Genomic DNA, 21,160 nt, shown 5'->3' with positions numbered 1-21,160 from the left:
TGTCTACCTGCGGGAACCACCATCTTCGAACCTGCCGACTACGCAAATTCGACACTGTTACGTTACTTACACCTCATCGGCCACGATCCGCGGGATACGCAGCACTTCCTGTCCACCGACTGTCGCCAGCCGTGTTCGGCAGAAAATTCTGCATCCGACCGCGTTGGGAGCGAGAGCCTGGCGCGGCTTGCCAGCGTCTGCAAGCCTTGCCTGCAACGCCGAAAACGCCAGTTGGCCCTGGCTGCCGACACGATCTTCCGCGCCGATCAAGAGCCTAACTTACTGAAAACAAATACTATTTACGAAACAGAACTAGCTTGCCAAAGCACACAATACTTAGCATTTAATTATAGCACGCGAAAAATGTTTTTCCAGTGCGCGCCATACCCTCAGGGCAAGATTAGCGATTCACCAACTCGGCATCGCGTTCGCGCTCCAGCACCCCCTGCTCCTGCATGATTTCGCGGTAGCGTACACCAATTTTCTCGGATGGCAAACCCGAGGCAAACAATTGCTGCAATTCCGCCTTCAAGGCATTCAATTTGATCTCGCGTATGGTGCTGACCAGCCACGACAATTCGCTGTCGTAATCGGATTCCGTGCCGGCCGCGATCTCGCCGATGATCTCGTCGTATTCGCTGCCCAGCTCCTTCAACTGCTGCGCCAGCGCGGCAAAACTGCCGTGCTCGCCGAGCGCCTGGCCCACGGCCACCAGCTGCCCCAGGCTGTGCGCCGCATCGGGCCCCAGGTGCTGGAAGGCGGCCAGCGCCGCCTCATCGACGCGCAGGGTCAGCGGCGGATGCGCCACCAGCATGCGCATGATCTTCAATTCCAGCCCGACCGGCACGGGACGGCCCGATTTCGGCGGCGCGCGATGCGCCAGGGCAACAGGTTTCGCCAGCTCGAACAAGCCTTCGATTTCGGCCGGCGTGGACTGCGTCAGCTGCGCCAGGCCGCGCACGATCTGCAGCCGCAACGATGACGGAGCCATCAGCTGCAGCAGCGGCTTGGCGTCGAACTGCACGCGCGCGCGCCCTTCCGGCTCCGACAGGTCATGCTCGCCCGACACTTCCTTGAGCAGGAATTGCGACAGCGGCATGGCTTCATGCACTTGCTGCTCGAAGCCTACGGTGCCAAATTCGCGGATGTAGCTGTCCGGATCATGTTCGGACGGCAAGAACAGGAACTTGATCGTCTTGTTGTCCGACACGTGGGCCAGGCTCGCTTCCAGCGCGCGGCGCGCGGCGCGGCGGCCGGCCTTGTCGCCATCGAAACTGAAGATCACGCTGTCGGTCTGGCGCAGCAGTTTTTGCACGTGGGTGGGCGTGCACGCCGTGCCCAGGGTCGCCACCGCTTGCGGGAAACCCATTTGCGCCAGTGCCACCACGTCCATATAGCCTTCCGTCACCAGCACATAGCCGGCATCGCGGATGGCCTGGCGCGCCTCGAACAGTCCATAGAGTTCGAATCCCTTGGAAAACAAGGGGGTTTCCGGCGAGTTCAGGTATTTCGGTTCACCATGGTCGAGCACGCGGCCGCCAAAGGCAATGACTTGCCCCTTGGTGTTGCGGATCGGAAACATGATGCGTTCGCGGAAACGGTCATAGCGCTTGCGGTTATTCCCCTCTTCATCGACCTTGTCGATCACCAGGCCCGCTTCGGCCAGGGCCACCACGTCGTAGTCGGGGAAGACGGAACGCAGGTTGTCCCAGCCGCCCGGCGCGAAGCCCATGCCGAAGCGAGCGGCCACTTCGCCCGTCAAGCCCCGGTTCTTCAGGTAGGCGATGGCTTCCGGCGCATGGCGCAATTGCCCGCGGTAGTAATCGCACGCCTGCGTCATGGCATCGGACAGGGCCAGGCTCTGCGCCTGGATCTGCGCGCGCTGTGCCGGCGGAATCTTGTCGTCCGCCTCCGGCACCACCATGCCCACGTTCTGCGCCAGGTCCTTGACGGCGTCGACGAAGCCCATGCCCGAGTACTCGATCAGGAAGCCGATCGAGGTGCCATGCGCGCCACAGCCGAAGCAATGATAGAACTGCTTGGTGGGACTGACGGTAAAGCTGGGCGACTTTTCACTGTGGAACGGGCACAGGCCCATGAAATTGGCGCCACCTTTTTTCAGTTGCACATAGCGCCCCACGACATCGACGATATCGACGCGGTTGAGCAAATCGGAAATGAAGGATTGAGGTATCACTGGCTAGGGCGGGTCTTGTTATAGGTCAGACTATACTACCGCACGTGGCCGGAGGTTGAGCCAGGTCAACGTGTGGGCTGTTGAACGGCTGCCAGCGTGGGCGCTGGCAGCCTTGTACTACGCTTGCTGCTATATGACGCTTAGGCGGCTGGCGTCAGGGCCTTCTTGACCAGCGCCGAGACGACGGTCATGTCGGCGCGGCCAGCGAGCTTCGGCTTGACGATGGCCATCACCTTGCCCATGTCCTGCGGACCGGCGGCGCCCGAGGCGGCCACGGCGGCAGCCACTTCGGCCGCCACTTCCTCGTCCGACAGGCCGGCAGGCATGTAGCCGGTCAGGTGCACCAGTTCGGCTTTCTCGATATCGGCCAGGTCGGCGCGGCCACCCGCTTCGAACTGGGTGATCGAATCCTTGCGCTGCTTGATCATCTTTTCCACGATGGCCGTCACGTGCGCATCCGTCAGTTCGATGCGCTCGTCGACTTCCTTGCGCTTGATTTCCGCCAGCAACAGGCGAATCGTGCCCAGCTTGCCCGCCTCCTTGGCGCGCATGGCGTTTTTCATGTCTTCGGTAATTTGTTCTTTCAAGCTCATGGCAATCCTCGTTGGTCAGTGTGGGGGCGATGCTCGTGCGCGCGACGGGGCCAGAAAAGCGAAAACCCGCTGCGGCGAACCGGAGCGGGAATGCGACTCATCTGAAGTATAACCCCAGGCGAATCAAAACAAAACCCGTGGCGAACAATGCGCCGTGCTACCCGGGTTGGTTCTGACTGAACAGTCTTAGAATAATTTTTTCGGCAGTTGTTGGCTGCGGATGCGTTTGTAATGACGCTTGACAGCAGCTGCCAGCTTGCGCTTGCGCTCAGCTGTTGGCTTTTCGTAGAATTCGCGAGCGCGCAATTCGGTCAGCAGACCAGTTTTTTCGATGGTGCGTTTGAAGCGACGCATTGCGACTTCGAACGGCTCGTTTTCTTTAAGGCGAATAGTGGTCATGTAAAATTCAAACCGTTGAGGTGGTGTATAGGAAGAGATAGATAGTAGCAGCTTTTATTCGGAAAGGGAAGCCCCTCCCCCACTTGCGTGCGGCATGCAGCCTGAGATTGCTGCCCGGCTGTGGTGTAAACCACGCATCCGGGCAGCAGTTTACCTCAAACGGATGTCTTGCGGCGGCGCGCCATGAAGCCCAGCAATCCCAGGCCCGCCAGCAGCATGGCGTAGGTGCCCGGTTCCGGCACGGCGCTGACGTTCATGCTGACGCCATCGAGGAAGGCCGAAGTATCGTAGGCATTGTTCGGGTTGATGCCGGCAAAGCTCAGGGTATGGCTGCCGGCGCCGATGTTGAGCGCGTTCACATTGAAGCTGGTCCAGCCCGTGTTCGTCACCGCATACTGGCCCAGCAGGCTGCCATCGAGGCTGACCGTCACGGCCTGGCCCTGGTCGTAGCCGGGCCGCAGCGCCAGGTTGAAGGCGAACGTGTAGTCGGCCGCGCCCGAACTGACGAAGCTTTGCGAGATCGATGCCGTATTTTGCAGGAAGGCAAAGGCATTGCCCTCCTGCGCCACGCCATTCCACGCCGTGTAGCTGGCCGACACGCCGGCGCCGCCCGTGAAGCTCCAGCCCGGCGCCACATTGCCATATACGTAGCCGCCACCGACGGTATTGTTTTCAAAACCACCATTGCTCAGCACGGGGGGGCTGGCAAGGGCGGCGCTACTGAGCAGGGTTGCTGCGACGGCGGCGATCAGATGTTTCATGGCGACTCCAGGGCGATGGTCAGGGATGCCTGACATTACACTCAGGCATGAAAAATGTTTAAAAATCAATTTACATGCCAAGTATTCAACATCACTTGATCGAAGTCAAGAACATTGTCACCAATAATCACCTGCCGCCGTGAAATAACAACTGATTGTTACTGCAAGGCAATTCCTGCCGCCACGCCCGAAGCCCAGGCCCACTGGAAGTTGTAGCCGCCCAGCCAGCCCGTCACGTCCACCGATTCACCGATGAAGTACAGGCCCGGCACCTTGTTCGCCATCATGGTTTGCTGCGACAGTTCGCGCGTATCGATGCCGCCGCGCGTCACTTCGGCCTTGCGGTAGCCTTCGGAACCGTTCGGCACGATGGACCAGGCATTGATGGCCTGCCCCAGCTTGCGCAACTGCGCGTCCGGCATGTCGGCGATGCGCGCATCGGGCGCCAGGCCGTTGACGGCCAGCAAGCAGTCGGCCAGGCGTTGCGGCAGCCATTGCGCGACGATATTGCCCAGCTGCTTCTTCAGGGTGCCCTTGCCTTCGATCAAGGTCTGCGCCACGTCCACGTCCGGCAGCAAATTGATGACGATGGGCGTGCCCGGCAGCCAGTAGCTGGAAATTTGCAGGATCGCCGGCCCCGACAGGCCGCGATGCGTAAACAGCAAGTCTTCGCGGAAACGCGCGCCCGTCGCCTTGCGGCCCTTCAGGCTGCCCGTCTCCACGTCCACTTCCAGCGCGATGCCGGACAGTTCCGCGAACGGCGCCCAGCTGGCCGGGTCGAACGTCAGCGGCACCAGCGCCGGACGCGGTTCGACCATCTGCAGCTTGAACTGGCTGGCGATGCGGTAGGCGAAGTCGGTGGCGCCGATCTTCGGGATCGACAGGCCGCCCGTGGCGATGACGATGCTGGCCGTCTCGATGTCGCCGCTGTCCGTCTGCAGCACAAAGCCGCCGTCATCTTGCTGAACAACATCGTCGATCTTGCACGGCATGCGCCAATGCACGCCGCCAGCGGCGCACTCGTCCTTGAGCATGTCGATGATCTGCTCGGCCGAGTCATTGCAAAACAACTGGCCCTTGTGCTTCTCGTGGTAGCCGATGCGGTATTTTTTCACCAGCGCGAGGAAATCCTGCGGCATGTAGCGCGACAGCGCGCTCTTGCAGAAATGCGGATTTTCCGAAAGGAAGTTCTGCGGCGCCGCATTGATATTGGTGAAGTTACAACGCCCACCACCCGAGATGCGGATCTTTTCGGCCAGCTTGGCCGCATGATCGATCAACACCACGCGCTTGCCCTGCTGGGCGGCCACGGCCGCACACATCATGCCGGCCGCGCCCGCGCCGATCACTGCCACATCAAATTGTTTTGCCATAAGAATTCCGGTCACCGCTGATTACAAAGACGCCATTGTAAACTGCGGCGACGCGGCTAGCGCGGCCGTGCTGCAATCTGCCGCGACGCCATCAGGCATTGCGCGACCTGCTCGGCAATCGATGGCGGCACGGGCACGTCGCCGCGCAGCACGGCGGCGATCCACTCGGCAGTCGTGGCTGCATCGCGCTCGGCCGGCAAATGCGGCAATTGCTCTACCAGCAACTGTTTTTCCACCAGCACCGTGCGCTCGCCGTCGTGGAACCAATCGATCTGCTGCGCCTTGTTGGCGTTGGCCACCGTCTCGCCTTCCGTGCCGCGCATCAGGAAAGCGTCGCCGCGCCCGGGCGGAGAGGCCGTGAGGAAATATTCGCCTAGCATTTCCAGGTATTCCGGATGCGTGTACGACACCAGGCGCAAGGCCGGCCCGGCAAACGGCTGCATGATTTTCACGAGCGTGTGCGTGGAATTGCGCACGCCCAGCACGCGCCGCAGCGACAGCAGATACGCCATGCGCGGCGCCAGGGCCGCGATGGGCAGGAAAGCCACGTCGCCGCGCGCCATGGCGGCCTCGGCTTGCGCATGGTCGGCCGAGGCGGGCACGCCCAGGTCGGCCAGCACCTCGGCCGTCGTGATGCGGCCCGGGTCGCTGGTGACGCCGTGCACGAGCACGGGTGCCCCGGCGCGCGCCAGCAGCAGCGCCAGCAGGGCCGTCAGGTTGGCCATCTTGCGCGCGCCGTTGTAGCTGGGAATGACGATCGGGGCGAACTCGCCGGCCGGCGCGGCCAGCGGCGCGAACGAAGCTTCGCCCGCATCGAGGAAACCGGCGATCTCGTCCACGGACTCGCCCTTGATGCGCATCGACAGCAGAATGCCGCCCAGCTCCAGGTCCGAGACGCGGCCCTCGAGCATGGCGCGGTACAGGGCGCGGGCATCCATGCGCGTCATGCTGCGCGCGCCGTTCTTGCCGCGCCCTATTTCCTTGATGAAACGTGCAGCGGGAAATGGCTCGCCGGCCACGTCGGTATGGGGTATGGAAACAGTAGTCATGGCGCCAGCTTACACGGATTGCTCGCCATGCTGCCAGCCTGCGCGGCCAACTATGCGCAGATGCAACAGTCCAGCGATAAATATTTCCCCCAAGAATTTTCATCGGCAATGAATCCGCCCGCGCGCGCGCTGCGTATAAGCATGCACGGGAGGAATCATCATGGAACACGCGATCAAACAGGAAACGGCCTTTGCCGGCATCGAAACGAGCAAGCTGCTGCTCAAGGCCGTGCTGATCTCGGGCGGTGAAACGCTGTGCAAGGTGCTGGAAAACGACCTGGCCGGCTACCGCTGGCTGCGCAGCTGGCTGCAAAAGAACGACGTGAACGCCATGGGCTTGCGCGTCTGCATGCGCCTCGATGCGCCGTACAGCGAGGTCCCGGCCCGCGTGCTGGCAGGCATGGGCATGCTGGTCTGCGATGCCCAGCCTGCCCAGCTGGAAGCATATGTGCGCGGCCATGGCTTGCCCGGCAATGCGGCGGGCGGCGCCGCCGTGCTGGCCCGCTATTGCGCCGATACGCGCCCGGCGCTGTGGACGCCGCCTTCGCCCGCCTACGTGGAACTGCGCCTGTGGCTGCGCCGCCTGCATGCCATCGTCGCCGTGCGCAAGCAGGAATCGGCGCGCCTCGATGCGCACCTGCAAGCCGGCCAGCATGCGCTGCACGCCCTCGTGCGCCAGCAGATCGCCTGCCTGGACGCGCAGATACGCCAGCATGAAAGCGCCATCCTCGCCCATGTGCGGCGCCATCCCGGCCTGCCCAAGCCGCCCGAGCTGGCCGGCAATTACCAGCGCATCGCCCGCTACACCTTTGCCGCCAGCCAGGCCGGCGGCCAGTAAACGCCCGGGCCAGGCAGGGCCGACGGCGTGCCGGCCCTGTCATAAAAACAACTGAGCCATTCCCGTTTTAGCCCCATCCCCGCCGCCAGGCCGCATTTCCGCTACACTATTGCCTCTTAAAGAACGCAATAGCGAAAGCCTAGCCAGAATCATGAATACGCCAGACATCGAAAATATCAACGTCACCTCCTTCGCGCCCATGCCGACACCGGCCGAACTGCACGCCAAGCTGCCGCTGTCGGAAAGCGCCTTCGACACCGTCAGCCGCGGCCGCGAAGCGCTGCGCAACATCATCGACCGCAAGGACCAGCGCCTGTTCGTCGTCGTCGGTCCCTGCTCCATCCACGACCCGGTCGCCGGCCTCGATTACGCGCGCCGCCTGAAGGCGCTGCAAGAGGAAGTCAAGGACACGATGCTGCTGGTGATGCGCGTGTATTTCGAAAAGCCGCGTACCACCACGGGCTGGAAGGGCTATATCAACGACCCGTACATGGACGACTCGTTCAAGGTCAACGAAGGCATGGAAAAGGCGCGCCAGTTCCTGCTCGACGTGTGCGAACTGGGCCTGCCCACCGCCACCGAGGCGCTGGACCCGATCTCGCCGCAATACCTGGGCGACCTGATCGCCTGGACCGCCATCGGCGCGCGCACCACGGAATCGCAGACGCACCGCGAAATGTCGTCCGGCCTGTCGACACCCGTCGGTTTCAAGAACGGCACCGATGGCGACATCAGCATCGCCGTCAACGCCATCCTGTCGTCGGCGCACCCGCACTCCTTCCTCGGCATTAACGGCGAAGGCAATGTGGCCATCGTGCGCACGCGCGGCAACGCGTATGGCCACGTGGTGCTGCGCGGCGGCGACGGCCGCCCGAACTACGATTCGGTGTCGATCGCCATCGCCGAACAGGCCTTGGCCAAGGCCAAGCTGCCGGCCAACCTGGTGGTCGACTGCTCGCACGCGAACAGCTACAAGAAGCCGGAACTGCAACCGCTGGTAATGGCCGACGTCGTCAACCAGATCCGCCAGGGCAACCGCTCGCTGGTGGGCGTGATGATCGAATCGAACATCGTCGGCGGCAACCAGAAGATCCCGCAAGACCTGTCGCAACTGACCTATGGCTGCTCCGTCACCGACGGCTGCATCGACTGGGACACGACGGCCACCATGCTGCGCGACGCGCATGCGCACCTCGTCAATCGCCCGGCATAAAATACTACGGCCAACAATGTTGTCGGATTACGGCCCTGTGGGCCTAATCCGACCTACCCGACGGGCGCGTCAATGCGTAAGCCGACACCGCCAAGAGGCATATCAAGCCATCTGCACATGCGGCAGCACGGCGAACGAACCCGCCAGCGCCTGTTCGGCCTTGCTGGCCGGGATATTCAGCTCATTGAGGTCCAGGTAGATGCGCCCGTCCATGATGCGCACGGCGTACAGGCGCGCCATGCCCTGCACGGGCGCCACCAGGCGGCCCGAATCGAGCTCGATGATCCAGCTGTTTTTCGGTCCCAGCAGGTTTTTCTCCATCAGCACCCCGTGCGCCAGCGGCCCGCCCAGGCCAGGCACCATGTCGAGCAAGGCATACACCGTGTCGTCAGCCGCGCGGAACAGCGCCACGCCCGGCAAATCCTGCCACGCCAGCCCCCGCTGCACCATGCGCGCGCCCGCCAAAGGCAAGTCCTTCAGGCGGCAAATCATTTTCCATTGTTCTGGCATTGTCAGCTCCCGCGAAAAATGTACCAGCTTGCCTAAGCAAGAGCGGTGCCAGTGCCGGCCAGGGCGCAGGGTGGCCGATATCCCCGTCAAAACCGGCGCGCGCCGCACTGCGCAAGTGCACACTGCCGCCGAAATGGTGCGCCGGCCGCACGGTGGAATGCCCGGCTTTCCTTTACAATGGCGGATTACTCCCCCTATTTAGCACCTTCATGATTGTTCTTGGCGTCGAATCCTCCTGTGACGAAACCGGCCTGGCCTTGTACGACACGCAACGCGGCCTGCTGTCGCACGCCCTCTACTCGCAAGTAGCCATGCACGAGCAGTATGGCGGCGTGGTGCCGGAACTGGCATCGCGCGACCATATCCGCCGCGCCATCCCGCTGCTGGAAGAGACGCTGACCAAGGCCGGCGTCACCCTGCCCGAGATCGACGCCATCGCCTACACACAGGGCCCGGGCCTGGCCGGCGCGCTGCTGGTCGGCTCGTCCGTCGCCTGCAGCCTGGGCCTGGCCATCAACAAGCCGGTGCTCGGCATCCACCACCTGGAAGGCCATCTGCTGTCGCCGCTGCTGGCGTCGGAACCGCCGCAATTCCCGTTCATCGCACTGCTGGTCTCGGGCGGCCACACGCAGCTGATGCGCGTCGATGGCGTGGGTCAGTACACGATGCTGGGCGAAACGCTCGACGATGCGGCCGGCGAGGCGTTCGACAAGTCGGCCAAGCTGCTGGGCCTCGGTTATCCGGGCGGTCCCGCCATTTCGCGCCTGGCCGAATTCGGCGACCCGCTGGCCTACAAGCTGCCGCGCCCGATGATGCACTCGAAGGATTTCAATTTCAGCTTCTCCGGCCTGAAAACGGCCGTACTGACCGTGGTCAAGAACCATGAAGAAAAGGTCATCGCCAACATCTGCGAACAGGACAAGGCGAATATCGCGCGCGGCTTCGTCGATGCAATCGTCGAGGTGCTGACGGCCAAATGCGTGTCGGCCCTCAAGCACACGGGCTTGAAGCGCCTGGTGATCGCCGGCGGCGTGGGCGCCAACGCGCAGCTGCGCGCCTCGCTCAACGCGGCCGCCGCCAAGAAGCGCTTCAAGGTGTATTACCCGGAGCTGGAATTCTGTACCGATAACGGCGCCATGATCGCCTTTGCCGGCGCCATGCGCCTGCAGATCAATCCCGACGCCGCCAAGCACGATTACTCGTTCAATGTACGCCCGCGCTGGCCGCTGGACGAGATCCGCGAGATCTGACCCCGCCGCTCACTTCAGCAGGAAATTGCGCGTGCCCGCCAGGGCCGCGCCCTCCGCCACCGTTTCATCCTTCAATGCCACGCCCGACAGCTGCCTGGCAAATGCCTGCGACAGCAAATAATGCAAGCGGTACGCGGCCTGCGCATACGCCAGCCCTTGCGGCCGCACGTTCGAGATGCAGTTGCGGCGCTCGTCCAGCAAGCCCACATTCGGCGCCCACGTCAGGTACAGGCCCAGGCTGTCCGGAGAACTGAGGCCAGGCCGTTCGCCGATCAGCACCAGCACGGCACGCGCCTGCAGCAACTCCCCTATTTCATCGCCGACGGCCACCCGCCCCTGCGCCACGATGTGCAGCGGCGACAGTGTCCACGCCTCCAGCGCCAGCCGTTCGCACAAGGCGGCCAGGAACGGCGCCGCGTGGCGCTGCACGGCCAGCGCCGACAGGCCATCGGCCGCCACCAGCGCCAGGTCGACTCCCGTGGCACAGGCGGCCAGCCGCGCGCGTGAAACGTCGTCGAGCCGGCGTCCCAGGTCGGGACGTTGCAGGTAGACGGCGCGCGTGGCGGCCGCGCTGTGCAGCTGCACGCTGGACAGGCCCTGCTCCAGCAGCGCGCGCGCCAGCGCATCGCCATCGAGTTCCAGGTGCACGGCGTCGCGCGCCTGCGCGTGGGCCAGCTGAAACGCCAGCTGCGCGCCGGTCGGCACGCTCACGCCGCGGCGCCCCAGTGCGATGCGCGCCGCCGTATGCGCGCGCAGCGCTTGCCAAGGCCTGGTTTCATCCATGCTTCCTCCTAGTCGTCCAGGCGCAGCAGGGCCGCCTGGAAAGCAGACGGCAGCGCCGCGCTCAGATTTCCCCGCGCATCCGTGATCCGCATGCGCGCCAGCCAGGCCTCGAATTCGGGCGCAGGCCGCAGGCCCAGCACGCGGCGCGCATACAGGGCGTCGTGGAACGAGGTGCTCTGGTAGCCGAGCATGATGTCGTCCGCGCCCGGCACGCCCATGATGAAATTGCAGCCGGCCACGCCCAGCATGGTCAGCAAGGCGTCCATGTCGTCCTGGTCCGCTTGCGCGTGGTTGGTGTAGCACACGTCGCAGCCCATGGGCAGTCCCAGAAGCTTGGCGCAGAAATGATCTTCCAGCCCCGCGCGCAGGATCTGCTTGCCGTCGTACAGGTATTCGGGGCCAATGAAGCCCACCACGGAATTGACCAGCAGCGGCTGGAACGCGCGCGCCACCGCATACGCGCGCGCCTCGCAGGTCTGCTGGTCCATGCCGTGGTGGGCGCCGGCCGACAGGGCGCTGCCCTGCCCCGTCTCAAAATACATGACGTGCTGGCCCACGGTGCCGCGTCCCAGCGACAGGGCAGCCGCCCGGCCCTCGGCCAGCAGCGCCAGGTCGATGCCGAAACTGCGGTTGGCCGCCTGCGTGCCCGCCACCGACTGGAATACCAGGTCGATGGGCGCGCCGCGGCGTATCGCCTCGAGGGTGTTGGTGACATGCGTGAGCACGCACGACTGCGTGGGGATCTGGTACTGGTCGATGACGGCGTCGAGCAGCTGCAGCAGCGACACCACTTGCGCCACATTGTCGGTGGCGGGATTGATGCCGATCACGGCGTCGCCGCTGCCAAGCAGCAGGCCATCGAGCATCGACGCGGCGATGCCCGTGGCATCGTCCGTCGGGTGGTTGGGCTGCAGCCGCGTGGACAGGCGGCCCGCCAGGCCCAGGGTATTGCGAAAGGCGGTGACAACCCGGCACTTGCGGGCCACCAGCACCAGGTCCTGCAGGCGCATGATTTTTGAGACGGCGGCCGCCATCTCGGGCGTGATGCCGGCGGCTACCTGCGACAGCAGCGCCGTATCCGTCGCGTCGTCCAGCAGCCAGTCGCGGAAGTCGCCCACGCACAAATGGGCAATCGGCGCAAAGGCGGCACGGTCATGGCTGTCGATGATCAGGCGCGTGACTTCATCGTCTTCATACGGCACCAGCGCTTCATTGAGGAAGGTCAATAAGGGCACGTCCGCCAGCGCCAGCTGCGCCGCCACCCGTTCGCGCGCGCTGGCGGCCGCCACGCCCGCCAGCACATCGCCCGAACGCGGCGGCGTGGCCTTCGCCAGCAACTCCTTCAGGCTGGCGAAGGCATAGGCATGGCTGTCTATCGTATGGCTGAAGCGGGGCATAGTTCCTCCAATGCCCCGATTTTACGCCAACTGATTGCGCCGCTACAGGCTGCGCAGCGCGCCTTCCACGGTGGGGTAGCGGAAGGCAAAGCCGTCCTCCGCCAGGCGGCGCGGGGCGACCCTTTGGCCTTCGACCAGCAAGTCGGCCTGCTCGCCCAGCAACGCGCGCATCAGCCACGCCGGCGTCGGCATGACGCTGGGGCGGTGCAGCACGGCGCCCGCCACTGCGGCGAAACGGCGCTGCTCGATGGTCTCGGGCGCGCAAACGTTGTAGGCGCCGCTCACCGCGCCTTGTTCGCTGCGGCGCGACAGGTGGGCGATGGCGCGCACCACGTCGCGCACATGCACCCACGAGATCCACTGCCTGCCGCTGCCGAGCGGGCCGCCCACGCCGAAGCGGATCGGCAGCAGCATCTGCGGCAGCGAACCCTGGTGGCCGAAGACGAGGCCAAAGCGCATGCAGCCTACCTGCACGCCAAATTTCTCCGCCTGGCGCGCGGCCGCTTCCCACTCCTGACACAGCTGCGACATGAAGATCGCTTGCGGCGCGCTGCCTTCATCGAGCTCGGCACCATCACCCTGCGCCTGCACGCCGTAATAGCCGATGGCCGACGCCGACAGCAGCACGCGCGGCTTGTGCTGCGCGCGGGCGATCCACGCCACCAGCTCCTGCGTCAGCGCCACGCGGCTGCGGCGCAGCACCGCCTTGCGCGCCTCCGTCCAGCGCCGCCCGACGATGCGCGCGCCGGCCAGGTTGACCACCATGTCGATGCGCTGCGCGTCCGACAGCTCGTCCAGCGTGCGGATGCAGCGCACCCGGCCATCGAAGGCCCACGCAGCCTGCTTCGGCTGGCGCGTCAGCACCGTCACGGCCTGGCCATCGGCCAGCAGGGCGGCCACCAGCTGCTGGCCGATGAATCCCGTGGCGCCCGTCACCAGCACGGCCTGCGGCGCGGCGGCAAAGCTCAGGGGCTCCTCCTGTTCCGCCGTCTCCTGCGCCTTGCGCCGGCCCAGCTGCCAGACGGCGTATGCGTCGCGCAGGCCGGACAGGCCCACGCCGACGCCGCACAGGGCGAGGAAGACGCTGAGCCAGCCGTACGGCTGCCACACGAGGGCCGTGGGCAAGCTGGCCCACGCGCTGCTGTTCAGGGCCAGCAGCGCGATGAAGGCGCCCGCGTTAATCGCCAGCACCGTGTGCGTGACCCGCTCCGTGGCGGGCAAGAGGCGGGTCTGGTCTTCGACGACGAAATCCCACAGGGTCAGCACGATTTCCACGCCAAACACGATGACCAGCACCCAGGCCCAGGCGCCATGCCATTCCCAGGCCGCCAGGCCCACGAACAGCAGGCTGTAGATCAGGGCGCGCGTCGCATGGATGGTCAGTTCCAGCCTTGCGGACGCCTTTTGCGGCAGCGCCTCCGTGATTTCATGGTGGTAGATGGTGTCGAAGGCCCCCAGGCAGCCTTGCGCCGCCATCAGTTGCAGGGCCAGCAGATGCGTATTCATGGTGTCTCCTTGTGTGAGGCGGGCGCGCTGGATTCGCGGAACACGCCCACCTGGGTAAACGTGGTGCCGAACAGCGCGTGGCGAATCTCGATGCGGATATTGAATTGCTGCGGCGTGTCGTTGCGGTGGCACAGATACGTCTTGCCGGGCGTGAGCACGCCCGGCAGCGGCAGGCGCCAGCCGAACAGGTCCCAGAAATAGCCGTCGCTGGTGAAATGCAGGTTGCCGTCCTCGACGTGCAGCAGCAGCTTCATGCCCAGGCCCATGCCCACGTACTCGAGCACGTCGCCTTTGGCGCTTTCAGCCATGTAGGATGTGAAGCGGATCGGCGCGCGGCCGTGCAGGCGGTAGGTGCGCTGCTTGAAGATGAACGGGCAGCCGGGGCGCGAATAGACTTCGATATCGACGGGGAAGTCGTGATCGTCATACGGGATCAGGGCGCCGTCGATGAAGGGCCGCGTCAGCCATCCCAGAAGCTTGCCCAGGCGCGAGCTGGTGAGCTCGCTGAGTTCGCCGCGGTAGTACAAGGGCTGGCCCGGCGCGGGATTTTTCTCGAAGCGGCGGCGGATGTCCGGGTGCAGCGTGAGCCACTGCGCGCCCATCACCTTCCGGAACAGCTCTCCTTCGGACGGGCCGCTCATGATTTTCCACGCTTGCCCGGTTTGTCTTCCGGGCTGAGGAACTTGGCCACCTTGCCGCCCATCGACAGCATGCGCTGCAGGGTCGCCGGCGGCAGGTTTTTATACTCGCTGTAGGTGCTGCTGAGCATTTCCAGGAAGGCCAGCACTTCACCCATGCGTTCGAGCGTCGCCGGCGGTATCGCCGCATCATGCTCGCCCTCGATCGCGCATTCGCGCAGCACCGTCAGGGTAGGGTCGATCTCGCGCCGCTTGCGCTCTTCCATGATGACCCTGAAGATTTCCCACACATCCTGCAGGGCGAGAAAATGGTCGCGCCGGTCCCCCATCACGTGCGCGATGCGGACCAGACCCCAGCTTTGCAATTCCTTCAGGCTGTTGCTGACGTTCGAACGGGCCACGTTCAGGCTGGCCGCGATGTCTTCCGCCGTCAGCGGCTCATTCGCCAGGAACAGCAGCGCGTGGATTTGCGCCACCGTCCGGTTGACGCCCCAGCGCGTGCCCATCTCGCCCCAGTGCAAAATATACTTTTGCGTGGTTGGACTTAGTTCCATAATTTTCTCTTATTTCTGTCGTTACAGAAATGTAAGACGGAACGGAAACCGAGTCAAGGGCGATTCGTTACACGTCCCGGCTGGCGGGCGGCCGGCCCATGGCGCGCAGGAACGCCTGCTGCGAGGCGTGCAGCTGGCGGTAGCCGAGCTCGCGGTACGCGAGGCCGTGACGCGGCGCCAGTTCGGCGAGGATGCGCGCCAGCGCCGGGTAGTGGCGGTGGTGCCAGGTGGGGAACAGATGATGCGTCAGGTGCAAATTCAGGCCGCCGAGCCAGTCGCCGAGCCAGCGCAGCGCGCGCGGCCGGGGCGTCCAGTCGCACGCCGTATAAAACGTGTGCTGGTACCAGTCGTGCGGCAGGGTGCCGTCGGGGCCCGGCTGGAAGAATTCCACTTCGGCCCAGTGCGTGCCGAGGATCAGCGCCACCAGCGCGCACGAAGCGATCATCTGCCCCAGCAGGTACGCGCCCAGCACCACGCCCCAGCCGATGCCGTGCGGCTGCAGCAGCCACATGGGCAGCGCCAGCACCAGCGCCACGTGGCCCAGCTTCCAGCCCAGGAAGGAGAGCCAGCCGCGCCAGCCCTGCAGACGGCTGTGCGCGGCCACGGGCGTCTTGCCGAAGCGGTCCAGCCAGTCGCCATACCAGTTCAAATATGGCAGCGACAGGGCCGCCACCACGGGCCAGTACAGGTATTGATAGCGGTACTGCGGCGACCAGCGCTGGTACGGCGTCTGGCGCAGGAAGGGGTTCGGTTCCGTGTCGAGGTCATAGCCTTCCACGTTGGCATACGTGTGATGGAAGTGCACGTGGCGGATGGTCCAGAAATCCGTGTCCACGCCCACGGGCAAGCCCACCAGGCGGATCAGCACGCGGTTCAGGAATCCCCGGCGGAAGACGGCGCTGTGGGCCGCATCGTGCAGGGTATTCATGGCCAGCGCCATGGCCGCCACCAGGCATGCCACATAGCTGGCGACAAACGTCCCTGTGCTGCCGCCGCTCAGCGCCAGCACATACAAACTCACCGTCAACGCGGCCAGGAAGATCGCTTTCGCGTGCATGCGCAGGTCGCCGAAGCGGTGCCGCCCCTCGCTGGCAAGGTAGGCGTCGGCGCGGGCGCGCAGTTCGCGGCGGAAGGCGGAGTCGCGCGCGGGCTTGAAGCGCAGCGGCGGCAAGGTAGCCGTCACGCGCGCGTCTCCGCCGCTGCCGGCCACCACAGGCGGCGCGCGCCGTCGAGGCCATGCGCCAGCAGCGCGGCCAGGAACACCATGCCCCACACATCGCGCGCGCCATACCAGCCGAGGAACAGCAGCGGCATGGCCACGGCGATGGCCACCCAGGCGATGGCGCCCCAGCGGCGCGCGTCCGACAGGCCGCCCAGGGCCAGCGTGCCGCCGAAGATCAGCGCGAACAGGATGGCCTGCTGCGCGCCGGCCAGCGCCGCCTCGTGGTTGACGTAATAGATCACCAGGCCAAACAGGATCACGCCGCCGACGCCGATGAACAGCTCGGGCACGTGGAAAGCGCCGCGCGACTGCCAGTGGGGAAAGCGCGCGCGCAGCCAGGAAAACAGCTTGCCATTGCTGGCCAGCAGCGGGTTGTGCGTGGGCGTCATGCCCTTCACGCCATAGCGCATCTCCACGCCCTCGAGTTCCGGCTGGAAGCTGCCGAACAGCCTGTCCCACAGCAGCAGGGTGCCGCCGAAATTGCGGTTGATGTAGCGCTTGTCCGTGCCGTGGTGCACGCGGTGGTGCGAGGGCGTGACCATGAATTTGTCCAGGATGCCGGACTTGTTCACCAGCGCATTGTGGTTGTAGAACTGCACCGTGTAATGCAGGGACGAGACGACGAGGAAGATTTCCAGCGGCACGCCCAGCACGGCCAGGATGGCGATGAAGGGGAAATTCGTCAGCGACGAATACCAGGAATTGCGCACGCCCAGCGACAGGTTGAAATGCTCGCCCTGGTGGTGCACCACGTGCACGGCCCACAGAAGCGGGATTTTATGGTGCAGGCGGTGCATCCAGTAAAAGCACAGGTCCCAGGCAAAAAAAGCGAAGATCCATTGCACTGCCACGGGCCACTGGTCGACGATGTGCAGGTTCGCATGGCGCAGCAGCAGGGCGAACGCCGCCACTTCCACGCCGCGGAACACCCACATCAAAATGTGACCGGAATTGAGGTTGAAGATCACGTCCTTCCACGGCACGGGGGTCTTGCGCACCCATTTGAGTATCAGCAGTTCGGCCAGCACGAAGGCCAGCATGACAAGAAAGGAGAGGGCAAAGGGATTCATCATGGTGCGGTTTTGATGGAAACGGCGCGGCGAGCAGCCAAGGATACCTGCATTTTGGCCAGCATGCCGCCGGCGATGCCCACGGCCAGGCCGGCGGCCAGGTCGATGCTGACGTGCCGGCGCAGCGCGATGATGGCGTAGCAGATGGCCACGCCCAGCACCACGGCCAGCGCGGAGCGGAACAGGTGGCGCCGGTCGCACAAGGCCCACACGCACAGCAGGGTCAGGGCGCCATGCAGCGACGGCAGGCAGTTTTGCGCGGAGTCAAACGACTGCAGCAGGCGCAGCGCCTGCGTGCTCAACGCGCTGCCCTCGCCCACGGGCGGGTATGCGAGCGTGGTCGGATACAGCAGGAACACCGCGCCGCACATGATGGCGGAAAGCGCCATGGCGCGCGCCAGCCAGCGCACGCGGGCCGCCTCGGCCGCCAGGTAGGCGTAGGGGATCAGGATGAAGAAGGACAGGTACAGCCAGATGGCGGCGTCGTTGTAGGCAATGGCGCGGTCAATGGCCGTTTCGGGCAGCAGCATCCCCTGCCCCTGCAGCAGGTCGCTGGAAAAATACACGAGGCCGACGCTGCCCCAGCCGGCCAGCAAATGCAGCAGGCGGGAAGTCAAGGTCATGGAAGAATGGTTCATGCGGTGGCAAGGCGCCGGATGCGGCGCCGTTTCATGGTGGGGTCAAAGGGAGGCAGTTCACCGCTCACCGTCCAGGCCAGGCGGTCGGTGGCCACGCCCAGGCCGCGCAGCACCGCCGCCAGGTGCGCGCGCAGCGCGGCCAGGCCGGCGGCGTCCAGTGCCGCATGCAGTTGCAGGGCCGCTTCGCCGTGCTGTACCAGGCGGTAATCGGCATCGGGCGGCAAGGCTTGCGCAAAGGCCCGCGTCAATACATCGGCAAAGACGGCGACGGGTGCGCCGCCGCGCGCCGACGGCAGCGCCAGCAAGTCGTCGCAGCGCCCCTCGATGCCATCGATGGCGCGCGTGGCCCTGCCGCACGGGCATGGCGTCGCGCGCGCGATCAGGATGTCGTCCAGGCGGTAGCGCACGATGGGCTGCGTCATGCGCGTAAAGTCCGTGATCACGGGCACGAAGCGGCGCTGCTGTTCGCCTGCTTCGGCATCGAGCCACTGCGGCTCGATGTGCACGTATTCCTCGTTCAGGTGCAGCACGCCGTGCTCGCAGCTGCTGGCGAGGAAACCTTCGGTGGCCTGGTAGATTTCATGCACGGCGCCAAACGCCTGCACGATCAGCGCGCGGTCCTGCGCTTCGAGCACCTCGGCGACCGAGATGACTTTTTTCGGCGCCAGCGCCAGGCTGCCGTCGATGACGCGCAGGGCCAGCTGGCGCAGCACCTGGGCCGGCGCGACGATGACGGAAGGTTGATATTGCGCAAGCCGCGCGCACAGGCTGTCGAACGGTTCGAACAAATCGTAGAAGGCAAAGGTCAGCCACGGCGAGCGCACGGCCGTGTACAGATTGCTGTTCGCGCGCAGGAACAGCGCCACCCGTTCGCCGGAAAACAGGCCGTCGGGCAGTGCCTTGGCCAGCATCACGCCCGCCCATTGCGCCTTTTCGCGGGGACTGACGGTAAACACGGCGCGCCGCGACGAGGTGCCGGACGACAGGCCCACGGTGATGTCGCCCACGGCCGGCGTGAAGTCGCGGCTATGCTCGGCCGCCATGGCGGCTTCCATCGCCTGCGCCAGGGTGATGCCTTCTGTGTTCATGGCGTCGAAATGCTCGAGCATCAGCGCCTTGTTCATCGTCGGCCACTGCGCCAGCGGCAGGTGGCGATACGGCGCAAAGTAGCGGCTGCGCGCGCACAGCACGTCGATGAAACGCGCCAGTTGCCGCTGCTGGTAGGCGTCGAGCTGCGCGCGGCCGGCGAAACGCAGGCGGCGCGTGCGCCAGTACGACAGCAGCAGCCAGACAATACGCTTCACGGGCGGCCCGCCACAGCGATATAGTCGACCGTGTCTTCGTGCGTGATGCGGATCTGCGCCTGGCCCGACTGGTGCAGCTGGTGCAGGCGGTTCAGGGTGGCGTAGTACGGCGCGCGCTTGTGCTGGATGAGGAACGACAGTTCGGACGGCCCGCGCAGCTGCTGGAAGCTTTCCGGCACCCAGGCCGCGTCCGACGCCAGCAGGGTCCAGCCCCCATCCTGCAGCACGAAGGCGCCAAGATGGCCGATGGCGTGGCCGGGCAGGTCGACGATGTAGATTTCGCCCGTGCCGCTGACGTCGCGCCCGTGCGTGAATGGCAGCAGGGCGGCCGGCAAGGCCGTCTCGGGCACGCTTTCGACGAAAGCCAGGCGGTCGGCAATATCGTCTGGCAGCAGCTCGGGCACGAAGGCCTGGCGCACGGCGGCCACGCCGGACAGGCCGCGCACGGCGTCCCAGCCTGTTTTGGAGGCCATCAGCCGCGCGCCGGGAAAGTCGCGCAGGCCGGCGATATGGTCGGCGTGGAAGTGCGACAGCAGCAAGGTGTGGATGTCGCCAGGCGATACGCCATGCGCGCGCAGCTGGCCTTGCAGGGATTCGTGCGCGTCGAAGGAAATCGGCGTCACCCACGCGTACAGCCGGTACACGCCTTTCGACGTGGCGGCGCGGAAGTGTTCGGCATAGCCCGTATCCCACAGGTACAGGCCCGTGCGTGTCTCGATCAGGTAGGCGCGCGAAGGGAAGCAGCGGCTGGCCAGCCCGCTGCCTTTCAAGACCATGCACGAGGGGTGCGTGCAGTGGCCGACGCGAAACGCGGTGATGCTAGCCATTGCGCTCCTTGCCCACCTTGTGCGCCGCCGCTTCCTGGCGCATCCACTGCGCCGTCAGGGCGATGCCTTCCTGCAGGCTGACGATGGGACGATAACCGAGCACCTTGCGCGCCTTGGCATTATCGAGCGTCATGTCGAAACTGAGCGCGCCGATGCTGTAGGGCGTGAGGGCCGGTTCGCGGCGCGTAAAACGCGAGGCGAACTGCATCAGGCGAGCCAGCAGTGCCAGCACGCGGTACGGCATGCTGACGATCTGGAACGGCTGCTGCAGTTGATCGCGGAACAGGCTGTGCAGGATGTCGCACAGGCGCGCCGGCTCGCCATTCGTGATGTTGAAGGCGGCGCCCGACGCGATGGTCTTGTGCACGGTGGCCAGCCACATCGCATGGACGACATTGTCGACATAGGTGACGTCGATGGTGGCCGCGCCGCCGTTGGGCAGCGGCAGCTTGCCGCCGCGCTCCCGCAGCACGCGCGCCAGGCGCGGGATCAGCACCTGGTCGTGCGGGCCGAAGATGGCGCGCGGGCGCAGGATCACGCAGGTCATGCCGCGATGGCGGTCGACGCAATCCTGCACCAGCTTTTCCGCCATCGCCTTGCTGCGCGCATAGGCGTTGACAAAGGCATCGGGACGGAAGGTTTCCGGCACCTCGTAGCGGTTGCGGTAATCGAAATAGATGGCCGGCGTGGAGATGTGCACGAAACGCGCCACGTGCAGGCTGGCGGCCGCGCGCAGCAGCTGGCCCGTGGCCGTCACGTTGGCGGCGATGAAATCGCGCTCGGCGCCCCACGGCGAGGACAGCGCGGCGCAGTGCCAGACGGTGTCCATGCCGCGCACCAGTTCATCGACCTGGCGCGGCGTGGCCTGCGCCAGGTCCAGTGCCACGAATTGCGCGCCCATGCGTTCCAGTTCGCGCCCCACGGCCACGTTGCGGCCGGTGGCGCGCACTTCCACGCCCTGCGCCAGCAAGGTGCGCACGGCATTGCGCCCCAAGCCGCCCGTCGCCCCCGTGACCAGAATCCGCCTCATCGCGCCAC

At 65.2% G+C, this 21,160-nt stretch carries 21 protein-coding genes; 3 read left to right on the top strand and 18 right to left on the bottom strand.

What is annotated here, in order from left to right; translation table 11 throughout:
• Positions 1-400 precede the first annotated feature (400 nt).
• The 6 genes from dnaG to ybiB all read right to left on the bottom strand — a co-directional run bounded on the left by dnaG (position 401) and on the right by ybiB (position 6,372).
• Positions 401-2,197 (bottom strand): DNA primase, encoded by a 1,797-nt coding sequence (gene dnaG / locus AC1RDJ_RS02970; protein WP_493026442.1) that lies wholly within the window; start codon positions 2,195-2,197, stop codon positions 401-403.
• Positions 2,198-2,337: 140 nt separating this feature from the next.
• A complete protein-coding gene (locus AC1RDJ_RS02965) occupies positions 2,338-2,790 on the bottom strand; it encodes a GatB/YqeY domain-containing protein (protein ID WP_034746974.1) in 453 nt (150 codons plus the stop codon).
• A 186-nt stretch (positions 2,791-2,976) separates the two neighbouring features.
• On the bottom strand, positions 2,977-3,189 hold the full coding sequence (gene rpsU / locus AC1RDJ_RS02960) for a 30S ribosomal protein S21 (RefSeq protein ID WP_008451879.1): 213 nt from the start codon (positions 3,187-3,189) through the stop codon (positions 2,977-2,979).
• A 155-nt stretch (positions 3,190-3,344) separates the two neighbouring features.
• Positions 3,345-3,950 carry an FxDxF family PEP-CTERM protein gene (locus AC1RDJ_RS02955; protein ID WP_493026441.1) on the bottom strand — a complete coding sequence of 202 codons (606 nt, stop codon included), beginning with the start codon at positions 3,948-3,950 and terminating at the stop codon, positions 3,345-3,347.
• Positions 3,951-4,108: 158 nt separating this feature from the next.
• Positions 4,109-5,323, bottom strand: coding sequence for a BaiN/RdsA family NAD(P)/FAD-dependent oxidoreductase (locus AC1RDJ_RS02950; RefSeq protein ID WP_493026440.1), 1,215 nt, complete (start codon positions 5,321-5,323; stop codon positions 4,109-4,111).
• A gap of 56 nt (positions 5,324-5,379) precedes the next feature.
• Positions 5,380-6,372: a DNA-binding protein YbiB gene (ybiB, locus tag AC1RDJ_RS02945; protein ID WP_493026439.1), complete on the bottom strand. Its 993-nt coding sequence runs from the start codon at positions 6,370-6,372 to the stop codon at positions 5,380-5,382.
• Between the two features lie 160 nt (positions 6,373-6,532).
• On the opposite strand from ybiB, the gene AC1RDJ_RS02940 reads away from it, so the two are divergent.
• Positions 6,533-7,210, top strand: coding sequence for a transposase (locus AC1RDJ_RS02940; RefSeq protein ID WP_493026438.1), 678 nt, complete (start codon positions 6,533-6,535; stop codon positions 7,208-7,210).
• 151 nt (positions 7,211-7,361) lie between these two features.
• The gene (locus tag AC1RDJ_RS02935; RefSeq protein WP_070254320.1) at positions 7,362-8,423 is read left to right on the top strand and encodes a 3-deoxy-7-phosphoheptulonate synthase; all 1,062 of its coding nucleotides are present in this window, start codon (positions 7,362-7,364) and stop codon (positions 8,421-8,423) included.
• 102 nt (positions 8,424-8,525) lie between these two features.
• On the opposite strand, the gene AC1RDJ_RS02930 is transcribed toward AC1RDJ_RS02935, so the two are convergent.
• Positions 8,526-8,933, bottom strand: coding sequence for a nitrite reductase (NAD(P)H) small subunit (locus AC1RDJ_RS02930; protein WP_493026437.1), 408 nt, complete (start codon positions 8,931-8,933; stop codon positions 8,526-8,528).
• A gap of 209 nt (positions 8,934-9,142) precedes the next feature.
• Here AC1RDJ_RS02930 and tsaD point away from each other — a divergent pair, with 209 nt between their 5' ends.
• On the top strand, positions 9,143-10,183 hold the full coding sequence (tsaD, locus tag AC1RDJ_RS02925) for a tRNA (adenosine(37)-N6)-threonylcarbamoyltransferase complex transferase subunit TsaD (RefSeq protein ID WP_071322136.1): 1,041 nt from the start codon (positions 9,143-9,145) through the stop codon (positions 10,181-10,183).
• 9 nt (positions 10,184-10,192) lie between these two features.
• On the opposite strand, the gene eutC is transcribed toward tsaD, so the two are convergent.
• From eutC to AC1RDJ_RS02870, 11 genes are all read right to left on the bottom strand, one after another.
• Positions 10,193-10,966, bottom strand: a complete 774-nt coding sequence (eutC, locus tag AC1RDJ_RS02920) for an ethanolamine ammonia-lyase subunit EutC (RefSeq protein ID WP_493026436.1) — start codon at positions 10,964-10,966, stop codon at positions 10,193-10,195.
• Between the two features lie 8 nt (positions 10,967-10,974).
• Complete coding sequence (locus AC1RDJ_RS02915; protein WP_071322134.1) at positions 10,975-12,363, bottom strand: ethanolamine ammonia-lyase subunit EutB; 1,389 nt, start codon at positions 12,361-12,363, stop codon at positions 10,975-10,977.
• A gap of 42 nt (positions 12,364-12,405) precedes the next feature.
• Positions 12,406-13,869, bottom strand: coding sequence for a TIGR01777 family oxidoreductase (locus AC1RDJ_RS02910; protein WP_493026435.1), 1,464 nt, complete (start codon positions 13,867-13,869; stop codon positions 12,406-12,408).
• Entirely contained in the window at positions 13,866-14,510 is a 645-nt protein-coding gene (locus tag AC1RDJ_RS02905) for a DUF4166 domain-containing protein (protein WP_493026434.1), read from the bottom strand. The genes AC1RDJ_RS02910 and AC1RDJ_RS02905 overlap by 4 nt, the downstream gene beginning before the upstream one ends.
• Positions 14,507-15,061 (bottom strand): GbsR/MarR family transcriptional regulator, encoded by a 555-nt coding sequence (locus AC1RDJ_RS02900; protein ID WP_493026433.1) that lies wholly within the window; start codon positions 15,059-15,061, stop codon positions 14,507-14,509. Before AC1RDJ_RS02900 ends, AC1RDJ_RS02905 begins: the two co-directional genes overlap by 4 nt.
• Before the next feature lie 67 nt (positions 15,062-15,128).
• The gene (locus AC1RDJ_RS02895; RefSeq protein ID WP_493026432.1) at positions 15,129-16,244 is read right to left on the bottom strand and encodes a fatty acid desaturase family protein; all 1,116 of its coding nucleotides are present in this window, start codon (positions 16,242-16,244) and stop codon (positions 15,129-15,131) included.
• On the bottom strand, positions 16,241-17,356 hold the full coding sequence (locus AC1RDJ_RS02890) for a sterol desaturase family protein (protein WP_493026431.1): 1,116 nt from the start codon (positions 17,354-17,356) through the stop codon (positions 16,241-16,243). The genes AC1RDJ_RS02895 and AC1RDJ_RS02890 overlap by 4 nt, the downstream gene beginning before the upstream one ends.
• The gene (locus tag AC1RDJ_RS02885) at positions 17,353-17,976 is read right to left on the bottom strand and encodes a phosphatase PAP2 family protein (protein WP_493026430.1); all 624 of its coding nucleotides are present in this window, start codon (positions 17,974-17,976) and stop codon (positions 17,353-17,355) included. Before AC1RDJ_RS02885 ends, AC1RDJ_RS02890 begins: the two co-directional genes overlap by 4 nt.
• Positions 17,977-17,987: 11 nt before the next feature.
• Positions 17,988-19,295, bottom strand: a complete 1,308-nt coding sequence (locus tag AC1RDJ_RS02880) for a F390 synthetase-related protein (RefSeq protein WP_493026429.1) — start codon at positions 19,293-19,295, stop codon at positions 17,988-17,990.
• Entirely contained in the window at positions 19,292-20,122 is an 831-nt protein-coding gene (locus tag AC1RDJ_RS02875) for an MBL fold metallo-hydrolase (protein ID WP_493026428.1), read from the bottom strand. Before AC1RDJ_RS02875 ends, AC1RDJ_RS02880 begins: the two co-directional genes overlap by 4 nt.
• Positions 20,115-21,152: an NAD-dependent epimerase/dehydratase family protein gene (locus tag AC1RDJ_RS02870; RefSeq protein ID WP_071322128.1), complete on the bottom strand. Its 1,038-nt coding sequence runs from the start codon at positions 21,150-21,152 to the stop codon at positions 20,115-20,117. The genes AC1RDJ_RS02875 and AC1RDJ_RS02870 overlap by 8 nt, the downstream gene beginning before the upstream one ends.
• Positions 21,153-21,160 lie beyond the last annotated feature (8 nt).

This window comes from Janthinobacterium sp. GW822-FHT07H10 (genome assembly GCF_058798675.1).
This window is presented reverse-complemented; position numbering and strand designations above follow the sequence as displayed.

Bases quoted from the DNA above. Each gene is read 5' to 3' on its own strand.
- AC1RDJ_RS02965 (WP_034746974.1), bottom strand. From the start codon at position 2,790: ATGAGCTTGAAAGAACAAATTACCGAAGACATGAAAAACGCCATGCGC.
- rpsU (WP_008451879.1), bottom strand. From the start codon at position 3,189: ATGACCACTATTCGCCTTAAAGAAAACGAGCCGTTCGAAGTCGCAATG.
- AC1RDJ_RS02955 (WP_493026441.1), bottom strand. From the start codon at position 3,950: ATGAAACATCTGATCGCCGCCGTCGCAGCAACCCTGCTCAGTAGCGCC.
- AC1RDJ_RS02950 (WP_493026440.1), bottom strand. From the start codon at position 5,323: ATGGCAAAACAATTTGATGTGGCAGTGATCGGCGCGGGCGCGGCCGGC.
- ybiB (WP_493026439.1), bottom strand. From the start codon at position 6,372: ATGACTACTGTTTCCATACCCCATACCGACGTGGCCGGCGAGCCATTT.
- AC1RDJ_RS02940 (WP_493026438.1), top strand. From the start codon at position 6,533: ATGGAACACGCGATCAAACAGGAAACGGCCTTTGCCGGCATCGAAACG.
- AC1RDJ_RS02935 (WP_070254320.1), top strand. From the start codon at position 7,362: ATGAATACGCCAGACATCGAAAATATCAACGTCACCTCCTTCGCGCCC.
- AC1RDJ_RS02930 (WP_493026437.1), bottom strand. From the start codon at position 8,933: ATGCCAGAACAATGGAAAATGATTTGCCGCCTGAAGGACTTGCCTTTG.
- tsaD (WP_071322136.1), top strand. From the start codon at position 9,143: ATGATTGTTCTTGGCGTCGAATCCTCCTGTGACGAAACCGGCCTGGCC.
- eutC (WP_493026436.1), bottom strand. From the start codon at position 10,966: ATGGATGAAACCAGGCCTTGGCAAGCGCTGCGCGCGCATACGGCGGCG.
- AC1RDJ_RS02915 (WP_071322134.1), bottom strand. From the start codon at position 12,363: ATGCCCCGCTTCAGCCATACGATAGACAGCCATGCCTATGCCTTCGCC.
- AC1RDJ_RS02910 (WP_493026435.1), bottom strand. From the start codon at position 13,869: ATGAATACGCATCTGCTGGCCCTGCAACTGATGGCGGCGCAAGGCTGC.
- AC1RDJ_RS02905 (WP_493026434.1), bottom strand. From the start codon at position 14,510: ATGAGCGGCCCGTCCGAAGGAGAGCTGTTCCGGAAGGTGATGGGCGCG.
- AC1RDJ_RS02900 (WP_493026433.1), bottom strand. From the start codon at position 15,061: ATGGAACTAAGTCCAACCACGCAAAAGTATATTTTGCACTGGGGCGAG.
- AC1RDJ_RS02890 (WP_493026431.1), bottom strand. From the start codon at position 17,356: ATGATGAATCCCTTTGCCCTCTCCTTTCTTGTCATGCTGGCCTTCGTG.
- AC1RDJ_RS02885 (WP_493026430.1), bottom strand. From the start codon at position 17,976: ATGACCTTGACTTCCCGCCTGCTGCATTTGCTGGCCGGCTGGGGCAGC.
- AC1RDJ_RS02875 (WP_493026428.1), bottom strand. From the start codon at position 20,122: ATGGCTAGCATCACCGCGTTTCGCGTCGGCCACTGCACGCACCCCTCG.
- AC1RDJ_RS02870 (WP_071322128.1), bottom strand. From the start codon at position 21,152: ATGAGGCGGATTCTGGTCACGGGGGCGACGGGCGGCTTGGGGCGCAAT.